The organism is Rothia sp. HMSC065D02, assembly GCF_001815285.1.
Taxonomy (GTDB): Bacteria; Actinomycetota; Actinomycetes; order Actinomycetales; family Micrococcaceae; genus Rothia; species Rothia dentocariosa.
This window is the reverse complement of sequence record NZ_KV820076.1, coordinates 159,794-173,193: the sequence shown is the minus strand read 5'-3', so window position 1 is coordinate 173,193 and position 13,400 is coordinate 159,794. Positions and strand designations below refer to the sequence as shown.

The 13,400-nt window shown below is 54.5% G+C and carries 12 protein-coding genes and 1 pseudogene; 5 read left to right on the top strand and 8 right to left on the bottom strand.

Features of this window, described 5'->3' with window-relative positions; genetic code table 11:
* Positions 1–165: 165 nt before the first annotated feature.
* Positions 166–786: an FMN-dependent NADH-azoreductase gene (locus tag HMPREF3016_RS03185; protein ID WP_070740159.1), complete on the bottom strand. Its 621-nt coding sequence runs from the start codon at positions 784–786 to the stop codon at positions 166–168.
* Between the two features lie 747 nt (positions 787–1,533).
* Between HMPREF3016_RS03185 and HMPREF3016_RS03180 the strand changes: the two genes are divergently transcribed.
* On the top strand, positions 1,534–1,971 hold the full coding sequence (locus HMPREF3016_RS03180; protein ID WP_239662003.1) for a nuclear transport factor 2 family protein: 438 nt from the start codon (positions 1,534–1,536) through the stop codon (positions 1,969–1,971).
* A 30-nt stretch (positions 1,972–2,001) separates the two neighbouring features.
* On the opposite strand, the gene HMPREF3016_RS03175 is transcribed toward HMPREF3016_RS03180, so the two are convergent.
* Positions 2,002–2,529 carry a MarR family winged helix-turn-helix transcriptional regulator gene (locus tag HMPREF3016_RS03175; protein WP_048754619.1) on the bottom strand — a complete coding sequence of 176 codons (528 nt, stop codon included), beginning with the start codon at positions 2,527–2,529 and terminating at the stop codon, positions 2,002–2,004.
* Positions 2,530–2,632: 103 nt separating this feature from the next.
* On the opposite strand from HMPREF3016_RS03175, the gene HMPREF3016_RS03170 reads away from it, so the two are divergent.
* On the top strand, positions 2,633–3,514 hold the full coding sequence (locus tag HMPREF3016_RS03170) for an EamA family transporter (protein WP_070740156.1): 882 nt from the start codon (positions 2,633–2,635) through the stop codon (positions 3,512–3,514).
* A 168-nt stretch (positions 3,515–3,682) separates the two neighbouring features.
* On the opposite strand, the gene HMPREF3016_RS03165 is transcribed toward HMPREF3016_RS03170, so the two are convergent.
* The 3 genes from HMPREF3016_RS03165 to HMPREF3016_RS03155 all read right to left on the bottom strand — a co-directional run bounded on the left by HMPREF3016_RS03165 (position 3,683) and on the right by HMPREF3016_RS03155 (position 6,528).
* Entirely contained in the window at positions 3,683–4,087 is a 405-nt protein-coding gene (locus HMPREF3016_RS03165; protein ID WP_048752420.1) for a hypothetical protein, read from the bottom strand.
* 76 nt (positions 4,088–4,163) lie between these two features.
* The gene (locus HMPREF3016_RS03160) at positions 4,164–4,766 is read right to left on the bottom strand and encodes a hypothetical protein (RefSeq protein WP_246828445.1); all 603 of its coding nucleotides are present in this window, start codon (positions 4,764–4,766) and stop codon (positions 4,164–4,166) included.
* A 121-nt stretch (positions 4,767–4,887) separates the two neighbouring features.
* Positions 4,888–6,528 carry a Na+/H+ antiporter gene (locus HMPREF3016_RS03155; RefSeq protein ID WP_048752423.1) on the bottom strand — a complete coding sequence of 547 codons (1,641 nt, stop codon included), beginning with the start codon at positions 6,526–6,528 and terminating at the stop codon, positions 4,888–4,890.
* 367 nt (positions 6,529–6,895) lie between these two features.
* Here HMPREF3016_RS03155 and pdxS point away from each other — a divergent pair, with 367 nt between their 5' ends.
* Positions 6,896–7,807, top strand: a complete 912-nt coding sequence (gene pdxS, locus HMPREF3016_RS03150; protein ID WP_070740151.1) for a pyridoxal 5'-phosphate synthase lyase subunit PdxS — start codon at positions 6,896–6,898, stop codon at positions 7,805–7,807.
* A 222-nt stretch (positions 7,808–8,029) separates the two neighbouring features.
* Positions 8,030–8,656, top strand: a complete 627-nt coding sequence (gene pdxT / locus HMPREF3016_RS03145) for a pyridoxal 5'-phosphate synthase glutaminase subunit PdxT (RefSeq protein ID WP_070740149.1) — start codon at positions 8,030–8,032, stop codon at positions 8,654–8,656.
* A 176-nt stretch (positions 8,657–8,832) separates the two neighbouring features.
* On the opposite strand, the gene HMPREF3016_RS03140 is transcribed toward pdxT, so the two are convergent.
* The 3 genes and pseudogenes from HMPREF3016_RS03140 to HMPREF3016_RS03130 form a co-directional block, all read right to left on the bottom strand.
* Positions 8,833–10,008: an ATP-binding protein gene (locus tag HMPREF3016_RS03140; RefSeq protein ID WP_070740147.1), complete on the bottom strand. Its 1,176-nt coding sequence runs from the start codon at positions 10,006–10,008 to the stop codon at positions 8,833–8,835.
* A 350-nt stretch (positions 10,009–10,358) separates the two neighbouring features.
* Positions 10,359–12,017, bottom strand: a complete 1,659-nt coding sequence (locus HMPREF3016_RS03135) for an ATP-binding cassette domain-containing protein (protein WP_070740194.1) — start codon at positions 12,015–12,017, stop codon at positions 10,359–10,361.
* 169 nt (positions 12,018–12,186) lie between these two features.
* A pseudogene (locus HMPREF3016_RS03130) lies at positions 12,187–12,741 on the bottom strand (DNA-binding response regulator); the annotation flags it as partial.
* A 164-nt stretch (positions 12,742–12,905) separates the two neighbouring features.
* Here HMPREF3016_RS03130 and HMPREF3016_RS03125 point away from each other — a divergent pair.
* Positions 12,906–13,310 carry a hypothetical protein gene (locus HMPREF3016_RS03125; RefSeq protein WP_141757695.1) on the top strand — a complete coding sequence of 135 codons (405 nt, stop codon included), beginning with the start codon at positions 12,906–12,908 and terminating at the stop codon, positions 13,308–13,310.
* The last annotated feature ends 90 nt before the right edge of the window (positions 13,311–13,400 follow it).

Sequence of the window (13,400 nt, the reverse complement as noted above, 5' to 3'; positions counted from 1 at the left end):
GGAACCTGAGGTAACGACCCTGCTCACAAGGAGGAGCTTAGTAATTCCAACTTACTGGGCTCCTCCGCCATGAGTGTATCCTATGAAATATGGTTCCAGCTTAGCACACCGCCTCAGTACCATCGGGCTTCTTAGTTTTCCTTATACCCAGCAATTCTTGGATGCCTAGGCAAGGAACTCGGGCAGTTTTTGTTCAAGCTCGGCGCAGGCACGCTCAACAGCGACGTCTGGGCCAATATTTGGATCCATGGTGCCTTCGGCACGCACAATATCGGTCGAATCGAACCCGAGCATCCCAAATGCGGTCTGCAGGAAGGGGTACGACTGCTCCAACGGTGCCAGCGGACCGGTGCTGTATACGGAGCCGCTTGACTGCACGAGCAACGCTTTATGCCCGCCCATGAGACCCTGCGGACCATTCTCGCTAAACTGGAAAGTCTGCCCTCCCATAATAATGTTATCCAGGTAGTCTTTCAGGCGCGAAGTCACCGTGAAATTGTGCATGGGCATAGCGATAATCAGCCGATCAGCCGCTTTAAACTGTTCAATGAGTTCAGCACGGCGCGCAAGAATCTGCTGTTCCCTCTTACTCAGGGACGATTTTTCATCATATACCGACCCGTAAAGCGGCAGGGTTTCGGCAGTAAGTTCGGGAATATCCTCATTGTAGAGGTTCAGCACAGACGCATCCGGCAGTTTCTCGGTCAGGCAATCAACGAGGCGGTTGGTGCAATACGCAGTTTTATTCTGGGGATCCGGGTGGGCGTTAATAATAAGGGTCTGCATGGGGTCTCCTGGTGATTGAATAAGATATTGCAGAATTTACAAAATCCGGAATGGATATTTCTATCGTAGATTGGGTGTAACGCTGGTATCAACGCTGAGTACAGGCAAAGTTATGGAATAACGCTTTATGACGCAATATTTCTTCTAGGAATATCCCTAGTGCGCGTGAAAAGAATTTAAAAATAGAAGAATCACATTTTTATGCATTCTCCAGAATCACACGAACTTTCCTTGTAAAGCATGCGGTAAAGTTATTAGTGCCCTCTTCCCGGAATGAGTCACCGGCACAGGTTGCAAATATACATTCCGTGATGACTCTCGGGGCGGAGAGGCGGTGAGACAGATGTCATTCTACGAGATAGTAGAAACGGCTCAAGCGATCCTCATCAACTACATTCTGATTGATGGATCGACTCAAGCCGTTTCTAATGTCGTAGAAGCTATCTCAGTATTCCTTAAGCGACTGAGGTAGCATCTGCCTGACTAAAGAGGGGTTGATAGTTAGCGCTATCGACCCCTCTTGCCCATGAAGGGCTAACAGTTGCAAATATGGTTCCAGCTTAGCACACCGCCCCTTACCTTCGAAGGCTGTTCTTCTGTAAGGAACCCGCGTAAATTCTCACTGATAAAGCGTCATATATCTGTATATACCGGTAAACCCTTGACTTCAGAGAGGCCAACCACACAGAATCGCATGTACCTTTCGGGTAATGTTGAGACGAGGAGCAAGAAATGTATAGGCGCATAGTGGCAAATAAAATACGCGCTACTTTCCGAGAAATTAACGCCGGAAACTACCAAGCGATGATTGATTCGTTGGCGGATTCTTTTCAATACCGATTTCATGGCAGCCACGCTCTTGGCGGCACCCGCACGAGTAAAAAGACCATGATCCTGTGGTGGGAACGTGTGAATCGTCTGTTGCCGGGTGCCCATTTTGACGTTCAGGATATTCTGGTCTCGGGTTACCCGTGGCGCACGCGTGTGGCAGTGCTGGCGCGGGTGAGTGGCGATCTACCCGGTGGGGAGCGTTACCAGAATACGGTGTTTCAGTTTTTCACGCTCGTGTGGGGTAAGGTTACGTCGGTAGAGACCTGCGAGGATGTGCAGATCTTGGAACGTGCCCTGAGCATCGTAGCGGAGAACGGGCAGGAGGAGGCTCTGGCGGAACCGCTGGAGGATTAGAGCGCGCAGGCTCGCTACAACCTTTTTCCTTCAGCTCTTCTTCGCGTTTTCCAGCACCCGCATCAGTTCGGCGAGGCCCGCATCCAGCTGACGGCGCGTCTCAGCAGGCAGCTTTTCCAGAATACGCCGCTCATTGTCCACGTGTTCGAAGACGACTTTTTCCACCAATTCACGCCCGGCGCCCGTTAGCTTCACGAGCATACTGCGGGCATCGTCCGGGTTGGGGATGCGCTCAACCCACCCCCGCTTCTGCACATTCTGCAGGCGGGTTGTCATAGTGCCTGAAGTAACCATGAGCGATGCAAAAAGCTCGGTCGGGGTCAGAATATAGGGCGCACCCGCGCGGCGTAACGTCGCCAGCACGTCAAAGGCGCCATTACTGAGATCATAGGCAGCAAAAACCTCGTCAAGACGCGGCGCGAGTAGGATGGAGCATCGCTTAAGACGCCCGATCAGAGCCATATGTTCAGAAGCCAACTCGGGGAGTTCACGTTTCCACTGATCGATAATAATATCCACGGCATCGGGGCGGTTACTGCGGGAACGGGCGCTCGACATATTCCTCCTAAAATCGACTCACTACTATTTTATCTTGCTTTCAAGACAAAAAGTGATTAGGATTTATCTTGAACTCAAGGCATCTATCCGACTGCGAAGAACTATGAAAAACCGTCTTCCTCTGCTGATCATCACGGCGTTCGTCCCCATGGTTTGGGGATCAACCTACCTCATCACCTCCGAATTTCTGCCGCCCAACCGCCCCTTCACCGCCGCGCTGATCCGTGTGCTGCCAGCAGGGTTGCTGCTACTGCTCATCACCCGAGAGTTCCCGCACAAGAAAGAGCTGGGCCGAATTATTCTTCTCGGCATCCTCAATATCGGCCTATTTCAGGCGATGCTGTTCGTCTCTGCATACCGCCTGCCCGGCGGACTGGCGGCGATTCTCAGCTCAACACAAACTATTTTCGTCCTCGTCCTCACCCGAACGGTCGCCAAGAAAGCAACTCCCGCATCAGCATGGCTTGCCGCACTTATGGGCATTATCGGTATTATTCTGCTGGTCGCATCCCCCAGCACCACCTTCGATGTGATCGGCATTCTTGCGGCACTCACCGGGGCTGTCGCCATGGCGTGCGGTATTTTCTTCACCGCCTCAGGAACATCGTCTCTCTCGACTCTCGCCATGACGGGATGGCAGCTGCTCGTGGGCGGAATATTCCTGCTGCCGATTGCCCTGCTGACCGAGGAACCACTGCCACCGCTCACCCCCGCAAATATCGGCGGATACGCCTTCCTCTGCCTGGTGGGCACAGCGCTCGCCTACTGCGTGTATTTTCATGGACTCTCGAAGTTGCCACCCGCGGTCATTGCATCCCTGGGACCGCTCAGCCCAGTCACCGCCTTTATCCTTGGCTGGATTTTCTTGGGACAAAACATGACACCTCTGTCGATGCTCGGCTTCGTGCTGGTACTGACCTCAATAGTGGGGGTACAGCGCGCGATGATGGGCGCTCGAAAAGCGACTCTTTCCCACACAAAATAGTTTTCTTGCGGCCCCACACACGACATAAAAAGGCTCTTGATGCGCATAAAGCACCAAGAGCCTAAGGTAATTGTTCTACCCGTAGAGAGGAGTTGGCAGTTAGTGCTACCAGCTCCTCTCGCCATAAGGCGTATAACTCATAAAGATAGAACCAGCTTAGCGCGCCGATTAGCTGTCAGTCGTCTTAGGGGGCTCAGCATTATTCCCAGCTGTTGTCTCTTTGGTTCCAGCCGTCTGTGAATTCCTCTCAGCACGGGCTTTTTCACGTTCCGCCGCCTCACGCTTGGCCTTCGCCTGCTCGTAAAGCTTTGCCGAGGATTTATTGATACCTGTACCCTGCCCCAGTGAAGGGTCGTTCGGGCGTTCCGCTAAGATCAGGGTTGCACACACTACGAGGGTGACCACAAAAACCGCGCCCGCCACACCTAAGGCCAACACAAGGTTGGGGTGGTTGCGGGTGCCGCCGGTTGCAAAAATAAATACGGCGAAGAAAGCCGCTACAGCCAGAGCAGCGGCAACCAGCAGGGGACCTTTCACCTGCGCTTTAAATCCGCGGGGGCGTTCTTCAGCCACTCGTTCCTCCTCTTGTGTGTGTCTAACCAGTGTACGCGCCGTTGCAGTACACCTCTAAAACCTGGGCGATTGTGAACTAGGTTTTTGTTCGGTCAGCGCCCGCTTTCTCGCTCGGCCCCAGAGAACCCACCAGCAGAAAAACGCCGATAATCAGCGCCCCACCGCCGGGAACTCCCAGGGTCGCTTTCGCCCCGATCTCCCCCACAAACGGCAGAATTAAAGCAACCGCAAGAAGCACGCCCCCTTCCAGAACCCAGTCACGCCACACAGCCACCGCACTACGGTAGCGCATCCCCAAGAGCAGCTTAATCAGCCCCGGCAGGCCCGAACCGGCGCATACCGCCAGAATAATAAGAGCAAGGGTATCCGGCATTATCACGAGCAAAGCCCCGGATGCCGCCTGCACGAGCGCTGTTGAACTGAGCGATGCGCTCGTCGCGGGCCCGTAGTGCATCCCGCGGGCCGTGAGCGCGTGTGAGGTGCCGAGTGCGAGCATCCAGAGGCCCAAAAGTATTTTGGTGAAGACATTATCAGGGGTCTGCACAAAAACGGTGATAATCCCAAAGATAAGGTATATCAGCGCGTGCAGCATTAACGATGCGCGCCCTTGCGCGGTACCAACAGCGCGCGGAACTTTTCCGCTCGGGGGCGGGGTCGATGCCGAGGGTTTCGTGCTCACGTGTACCAGAATACCGTGCAGCACCCTAAAATTCCGCATAAACCCCCGGGAGCATCCTTAATATTCCATATACGGAATATAGAATACACCCGGGGTTTAGCACTTCTGGAGCCGTTCGGGGCTACTCCAGCTCAACCGGGCCGAGCACGCGAGCCTCCTCAATATCCAGGATTTCCTGAATCGCGTGGAGCACATTCGTGTCGATTGTGCGCTCATTACGCAGGCGCTTGAGCACGCTGCGTTGCTTCTCCAAATGCCGCAGACGCAGCTCTTTCTCAAGGTCGCTCGCTTCAATAATGCGGCGGGCTTCTTCCGGCGCGTTCGCACCGTGTTTACGAACGGCGTGCAGGTTGCGGTACATACTCGCGTTGTACATCTGTTCATCGGCAATGCGGTCGATAATCCACTGTGGTGCACCAATTTCCTGGCCAATCTCAGCCACAGAGTCGAAGGACTCGGCAATTATCGTGCGCACTGCTTCATTGATCTCATCTTCTTCGGTGGTATCAACCGGAATTTTCGCCCACCTAATAACGAGCGGCAGGAGCATCCCCTGAACCACCATCGACAGCAGAACCACGCCCGCAACAATAAAGATAATAAAGTCACGCGCGGGAACATCAGTCGGCACGGAGAGAGCCACCGCGAGGGAAACACCGCCGCGCAGTCCCGCAAAGGTACTCACTACACGGCCACGGAAAGTTGTGCGCAGCTGCTTCTGCTTTTCTGAACGGTCAAGGGCACGAATAATACCGATCGAGACGTGCAGGAAAATAAAACGCGCCGCAATGGAAACAAGCCATGCCACCACAATCACGGCGAACGTCAAAGCCCACGCATAGTGGTATTCACGAAGAACATCATCCACAGGCGCAGTGGCGCTGGGCAGCTGAACACCCACGAGCACGAAGAGCGCACCGTTCATGACATAGGAGACAAACGACCAGATGGGCAGACCGTAGAAACGGTTTTGGGGTTTGATGGTATCCGGTCCGCGATAGGTCAGGTAGAAAGCGGCGACCACCACAGCCACCACTCCGGAACCTTTCATGCCCTCAAAAGGCTCGATCTCTTCAGCCAGGAAGAAAGCAATAAACGGCACGGTAAACATGAACACGCTGAAGTTCATGGGGTTGCCGATGTGCGCACGCAGCTTATTCGCACCCCATCCGACGGCCAGGCCAACGAGACTTCCGATCAGGAACGAGAAGAAGAACATTCCGGATGCGGTCCCCAGGGCCAGTTCATGACCACCCGCAAGCTGCAGGGCGAGTGCGAAAAGAACTAGGGTGGTGCCGTCGTTAATGAGTGCTTCCGCTTTAAGGGTGGTGATGGAAGATTTGGGGAGTTTGCCGTTGAGCGTTGCCACGGCCACGGCATCGGTGGGGGCGAGCGCCACGCCGATAATCAGCGCCACATGCCACAGGTAGACGCCCATAAATGTGTGAAGCACCCAGGCGATAACGAACGCCGTGAAAATTACGAGCACCGTGCCCGAGAGCAGAATGCCGCGCAGACGGGCGCGCACCTCACGCCAGGAGGTGTTTCGGGTCTCCCAGAACAGCATCACGGGCAGGAAGATTTCGAGAATCACGTGCGGGGGCAGCCCGGCCTCGCGCACCTCGTGCATGGCGTGAACGGGGATGAGCGCCAGCACAAGCCCCATGAAAATGAGCATAATGGCGGGGGTTATTCGTATTTTATGGGCAAGGATATTACCCAGAAGAATCGCCAGCGACAGGGCAATAATGACTTCAAGCACGGTGACGTTCCTTGATGTGTGTTGGAGATTGAAGAGAAATAAACAGCGCCAGAATAACACCTGTGAAGGCGTGCGTATTCCAACATATCACGGGGTAAAAATACGGCTTTCATACTGAACTGCATTCTCTTCGCGGTACTGTGGTTCTAAATGCAAAAGACGCGCAAATGTAAGATACCCCGTGCAGGGGTGCACACCGAGCGGTCTAGTTATCTGTTCTATAGGAGTCGGCTTACGAGGCTGTATAACGCCGTGAGCATCACGAAATATGACGATTCGTGTCACGCAGACACAAAGATGCGCGCGCATCCGCAGAAATTCCGTCGCAAAGTGAGCGTACATGCATCGAACGTGAGAAAATGGGGGCATGACTGAACAGACTAATTCCCCAGTAACCGGCTCCCCGCTCGTGAAGCGCGGGCTTGCCGACATGCTCAAGGGCGGCGTTATTATGGACGTCGTCACCCCCGAACAGGCCAAGATCGCCGAAGATGCTGGTGCCGTCGCCGTCATGGCGCTTGAGCGCGTACCCGCCGATATTCGTGCGCAGGGTGGCGTGGCCCGTATGTCCGACCCCGACATGATTGAGGGCATCATTAGCGCCGTCTCGATTCCCGTGATGGCGAAGGCGCGCATCGGGCATTTTGTTGAGGCGCAGGTTCTTGAAAGCCTCAAGGTGGATTACATTGATGAGTCAGAGGTACTCTCCCCCGCCGATTACGTGAACCACATTGACAAGCACCAGTTCACGGTGCCGTTCGTATGCGGCGCCACCAACCTGGGCGAGGCGCTGCGCCGTATCGCCGAGGGTGCCGCTATGATCCGCTCGAAGGGTGAGGCTGGCACCGGTGACGTCTCGGAGGCAACCAAGCATATCCGCACCATTAAGCGCCAGATCGCTGAGCTGCAGGGCCTGTACAACACCATGCCCGACGAGCTGTACGTGAAGGCGAAAGAACTTGCCGCCCCCTACGATCTGGTGCTCGAAGTTGCGAAGACCGGTAAGCTGCCCGTGGTCATGTTTACCGCCGGTGGCGTGGCAACCCCCGCCGACGCAGCCATGATGATGCAACTGGGCGCGGACGGCGTATTCGTCGGCTCCGGCATCTTCAAATCCGGCAACCCCGAGGCACGTGCCAAGGCCATCGTGAAGGCGACCGCGTTCTACAACGACCCCGAAAAACTGGCGGATGCATCGCGCGGTTTGGGCGAGGCCATGGTCGGCATCAACGTTGCTGATCTGCCCGCGCCGCATCGTCTGGCGGAGCGCGGCTGGTAAGTATAGGCCGCCACGTGGCGGATGCGTGCTCGCCGATCGGTATATTTCGGATCAGGCGAGCGCCCGGCCAAGGCATGCAGGGGGTGAAGCTCGATGCGGGCTTCGCCCCCCCGACTCTGTTCAGATACGTTATCTGCTCGGGTGAGTTTGGTGCTCTCAAACGCAGCCCGAAACCCAACGTTCTACACTGTGCGCAACCTCGTGTTGCAGAAAGATAGGCTCATGAGCGAGACTGAGGTTCTTCCCCCGGCTGCCCTGCCCGGTGCGGGCAAAACCGTGGGTGTTTTGGCGCTGCAGGGCGGCGTTGCCGAACACGCGCGCATGCTCGAATCACTGGATGCGCAGGTGGTGCTCGTCAAAAGTGCCGAGCAACTGGCGAACCTGGATGCGCTGGTTCTGCCCGGTGGCGAATCTTCCACAATTGACAGGCTGACCCGTATTTTTGGGCTGCGTCAGCCGTTGATTGAGGCGATTTCGGGGGGCTTGCCGACCCTGGGAACCTGTGCCGGGCTGATTATGCTCTCGACTGTGATTGACGATCCGGCTCCGGGGCAGCAGTCGCTCGGTGTGTTGGATGTTTCGGTTGGGCGTAACGCCTTCGGCTCGCAGGTCGATTCGGCGCAGGTTCATCTGCCGTGGCTTACACCCTCAGGTGAGGAAGTCGTGATCGATACGGCGTTTATTCGCGCGCCGATTGTGACCCGCACCGGTGAAAGCGTGCAGGTGGTGGCGCATCATGAGGACAAGATTGTGGGCGTGCGCGCCGGGAACATTATCGGCATTTCTTTCCACCCGGAAGTCACGGGCGATATCACCGTGCACGAGGAACTGCTCTCGCTAATTCGATAGGTATTTTTCTGCCTCTCCTCTAGTATAAAAAAGAGCCTTTATGTGAATAAAGCGTACTTTTCACCGCTTTATTCACATAAAGGCTCTTTTTATGGAGGGCAAAAGTTATCGGAACCTATCGGGGGTTATCGGAATTTTTAAGATAAGTCCCGATAGGTTGAGATAACTTCGTGCAGCTACTGTGCCGACCGCTTAATGAACCGATCCATCCCCGGAACCGTAAAAGCGATCCGACCATATGCAGGGCTGTACAGTACACCTTTCTCAATTAAGGATGCGCGGCGGGCACTCAAAGACGTTGTAATAGATTTCATCCGGCTGGATACTTCTGAGACCGGCACAGAATCTCCTTCTTTCTCAGACATAAGGTCGGCGACCGCCACCAAGTAGTGTTTCTCAGATTCTGTTGCCCTGTTCCACCGCGTCATATAGAACCCGCGGTTTAGTTCTTCCCAGCCCAAAGTAACGCCCACACGAACATCATCCTGAGTGATATTGCCCGCGCTGGCACAGTCCCAGGCATCCCGCCCAAACTGCTGAATGAAATAAGGGTATCCGTGAGATTGATCCACAAGTTCTGCAAGCGCATCCTGCGTGATACTACCGCCATTTTTAGCAATAGGATCAGCATAAGCCAGCCTGGTCTGATCATCATTGAGACGCTCTAAAGGATGGTAGCTAAAGAGCCTTTCGGCGTAAGTCTTAATCTCGCCCAGTTTCGTGGGAACTGAAGGCAGTCCAGCTCCAAAAATATAGAATGGAAGCTCTTTTTGCCCGGCTTCATGTTGGGTTGTCAGCAGAATATCGAGCATCTCGTTATCAAGATCTTGAATCTCATCAATGAAAATACCCACACCAGTACTAGGCGTTTGGTCTTTGAGCTCCCGAGCCATAGACAGTAGTGTCTCTGGAAGATCAAAGTCTAGAAGACCCGTTGTATCGGAGGGGTGCGTATCAGCTTTAAGCACGACGGAGGCTCCGGCAAAACCAAGCGTCGCTGATAGAGAAGCAATATTCGATAAGAGTTTCTTCCAGTGACTTTGCTGTTGGTAGCCTCGAACAGCTAGGGCAAGTTCTTTACCCAGGCGGGTGCGAACTTGAGTATATGCATTCTTCCCCATTCCGCTTTCTAGAGAGATCGTTACCCATCCGGCACGTTTTGCGTCTTCCTGCAGACGGCGCAGAAGCACGGTTTTGCCCATCCCCCGCAGCCCGTAAAGCATCATGCCACGGCTAATGGCTCCTATCTCAGTACGACGCAGGATGTTAGTAAACGTATTAAGCGGTTCTTGCCTGCCCGCAAATTCGGGCGGAGTATGCCCGGCGCCCGGGCGGAATGGGTTGAGAGTCATGGTCTGCGAAAGCCTCCTTAGATTTTTAGTCTACAGGAAGTTATCGGAACCTATCGGGGGTTATCGGGATTTTTAAGATAAGTCCCGATAGGTTGAGATAAGCAGCAAAGCTAGTTATCCCTTTTAAGGGATAACTGGGGATAAGTTGAGATAACCTACCGCGCGGCCTTATTTTCTGAGACGGTTGCAGAAGCTGTTGTGCTTTCCAGGCAAAGGTTGCATCTGAGATTCTCTTGCGGAAGGACGGCCATAATGCGTGCCGTGTGCTCTTACCCCGGTGAAAAGGGTTGATTCAACTTTACCGCATGTTTTACAGGTAAAACTCTCTCATTCCTAGACTTCGCGCCGCATTAGAGCTCGATTACGGTATCGTCCTGCCGGGCGGGCGCATCCTCATCGTGGGTGCTCACCAGCACGATTGCGGTATGGGCCGCTCGCTCAATCAGTTCCCAGATTCGGGCGCGGGTAGGCGCATCCAACCCAGCGGTCGGTTCATCGAGAACCATGACGGTCGCGGGGCTCAGGGCTTTCTGCTCATTCAAGGCTTCGGCCGCCGCCAAAGTACGCGCCAAGGCGATGCACCTGCCCTCTCCCCCGGACACGCTGCCGTTCTCACCCGCGACGGCGTCATGACATCGAGCACCACTAGAGGTAAATTCGCTTAGCCCCACCGCCTGCAGGTACCGGTCGCATATATGCACCGGAATGTCGCGCCCAAACGCCACATTCTCATGCGCGGTACCAACCAGCAGCCCAGCTTCCTGCGGCAAGTAGACAAACCGAAGAGTGCCTTGCGGTGCGCTCATCGACATATAAGCGGGGGTAGTTGTCGCACGCACACCAAGAAGCCGTTCTAAAAGCAAACTTTTTCCCGCACCGGATGCGCCACGCACCCAACATGGGCGTCCCGGCTTCACCGTATGCACACCATAGGAAGTTTCACTCAGGTTGCGTGCATCCAGGCGGAGGGAAAGTTCACCTGTGGTTACGACATAGTCGACGAGATATCCCGAATTCTCAGCGGCAGGAGCGACTATTTTATGGTGCGCCTGCCGGTAACGCTCCGCCGAAACTGCGATGGTCGATACTCCAAAGCCGACGGCTTGGAGTGGACCAATTGCCGCCGCGCACACTCCGATGAGTGCCACCGCAGTACCCGTAATCTGCGCCGGAGAACCTTCACCGAATAATACGGTTTTGAGCACTATTGCGAGCAGACATAGAGCCAGCATCGCGCCCTGCCAGGTGTGTAACAACATGGTGTAACGGTAACTTTTGAGAGCTTTTGCTTCTACAGGCAGGCGGCCTTGGGCGTATCGGTCACGCAGAAAGGGAGCCGCCCCAAGGATTCTGCTTTCACGCCACAGGCGGAGCGTGTTTTCCAGGGTGCCGAAACTGCGCATTGAGCCGTCAAAGAATTCGCCTTGAAACTTCTGATGACGCGCAATCAGCGGCACGCTTCCAGCCAGATATAGGGCTACAAACCCGCAAAATATGCCCAGCTCCGGCACGCCACTCATCACCAGAATTGAGACAGCACCGGCGATACAACCAACCCCGGCGGGCAGAATTGAGAGGTACAAGGTGGCGAGGGTTTCGCGAATGGATGCGGCCTGCGCATCGACGGCATACGCAATTTCGGAGGCGCCTAGCATAGCGCGTGCGCGCGGGTCGGCGCCGATGCTGGTGACGAGTGCATCCGCCATATGGAGCGATTGCATTTTCTGCTCGATGAACCCGTAGGCAGGGTAGAAAAGATACCGAAAGCTCTGCCCGATTAGCCACAAAATACTGTAAAGAATCACGAGGACGGCAAGGTTTTGACGCCAAGCTTCTAGGTTTTCAAGGGTGCGCTGAACACCATAACCCAACAGAATTGGGCAGGCGATCAGAGCGAGCGCAGAGATAATGACGGCGGCCAGTACGCTAAGGTTTTTCGGGAATGAGACTCGCCAGGCTAAAGTCATAACGCGAGCACAAAATATAAAATATGGTTTGAGGTATTTCACCGAGTTCTCTTTCTCTCCCGCTGCCTGACGCGGCGGGAGAATGTATTGTCGGTATGTGTGCACCTAGGCACGGTATAACGGTATATATCGTACACTTTCCTGCATATTCGTAGGGTTAAAACGTACGATATGCAGGAAAATGTACGACTTATGGGCGATAGAGGCTAGGCTAAAGCCACCCGTTGTCGCGGGCGATGCGCACCGCCTCATGCCGGTTATTGGCGTCTATCTTCGCCATGGCCGCCGAGAGGTGGTTGCGTACCGTTCCCGAAGACAGCCCGAGCATCCCCGCAATTTCTTTGACGCTCCCGGCAGTCTCGGCGGCGCGAAGAACCTCAGTCTCACGCCCGGTCAGCGGCGAAGAACCCTGCCATTTTGCCTCCTCAGCCAGCACCGAATCGACCACACGCAGCCCCGCCGCGGTACGGCGAACCGCCTGCGCCAACTGCGATGCCGTACCGTCTTTCACCACAAACCCGCTCGCCCCTGCCTCAAGGGCGCGGCGTAAATACCCGGGACGGCGAAAAGTCGTCAGAATAAGCGAACGAACCGGCGCGCCCGCCTGCGATGTCAGGCCCGAACGGGCAAGTTCGGCGGCCGCCTCAATCCCGGTGGCACCTGGCATTTCAATATCAAGAAGCGCCACATCCGGGCGGGTTTCACGCACGGCAGGCAACACCTCATCACCGCGGCCCACCTGCTTGACCACCTCAAGATCAATTTCAGATACTTCTTCCTAACCAGATATTAAATAAAAAGTACTTCGATATACACACAACACAGAATATTCTCGACGAGTGGGGGGGGTACCACTGGCTTAGAGGAAACCCAACTGGAAATGACGCTGCACGGGTGAAGGTTAGAGAGCAGATAGGTAAATCTGTGTTCGTGTTAGAAGGTTACCCTATCTCCTCAATACATGGATACCCCGATAAGAACGACCTTCATATACATGCGGCAATGGTGAAGCACAATATTGACTACTTAGTCACCAACGACAAAGCTCTCCTGGATTACTGGGAAACGAGCGAAAATACCGACGAGCCCTTACCCTATGTAACCATCAGCGCTGATGATCTTCTCATGACCTATGCAGAAAAATCTTTTGGCAGAGCAGATAGAAATTCTCTTGTTGTGCGAAGGGCGGATCTCGCAGAAATATATTTATTCCAAGAAAGATATTTCATTAATAAATATGGCGAATTAGATCTATGTGGAGCGCTTGAAAGAGCTGATACTCCTCGTTTTGCTCACTATTTACGGCATCATATAATCCCACATCTGTCTGAGTGACCGATTCTTTGCCCCCCCTAAAAAGCCTTGATCGTGAATAAAGCATTGGAAAAATCCTCTGTATTCACGATCAAGGCTCTTTTTATTATC

Coding starts and splice junctions, on each gene's coding strand:
- HMPREF3016_RS03185 (WP_070740159.1), bottom strand. CDS start 786: ATGCAGACCCTTATTATTAACGCCCACCCGGATCCCCAGAATAAAACT.
- HMPREF3016_RS03175 (WP_048754619.1), bottom strand. CDS start 2,529: ATGTCGAGCGCCCGTTCCCGCAGTAACCGCCCCGATGCCGTGGATATT.
- HMPREF3016_RS03170 (WP_070740156.1), top strand. CDS start 2,633: ATGAAAAACCGTCTTCCTCTGCTGATCATCACGGCGTTCGTCCCCATG.
- pdxS (WP_070740151.1), top strand. CDS start 6,896: ATGACTGAACAGACTAATTCCCCAGTAACCGGCTCCCCGCTCGTGAAG.
- pdxT (WP_070740149.1), top strand. CDS start 8,030: ATGAGCGAGACTGAGGTTCTTCCCCCGGCTGCCCTGCCCGGTGCGGGC.
- HMPREF3016_RS03140 (WP_070740147.1), bottom strand. CDS start 10,008: ATGACTCTCAACCCATTCCGCCCGGGCGCCGGGCATACTCCGCCCGAA.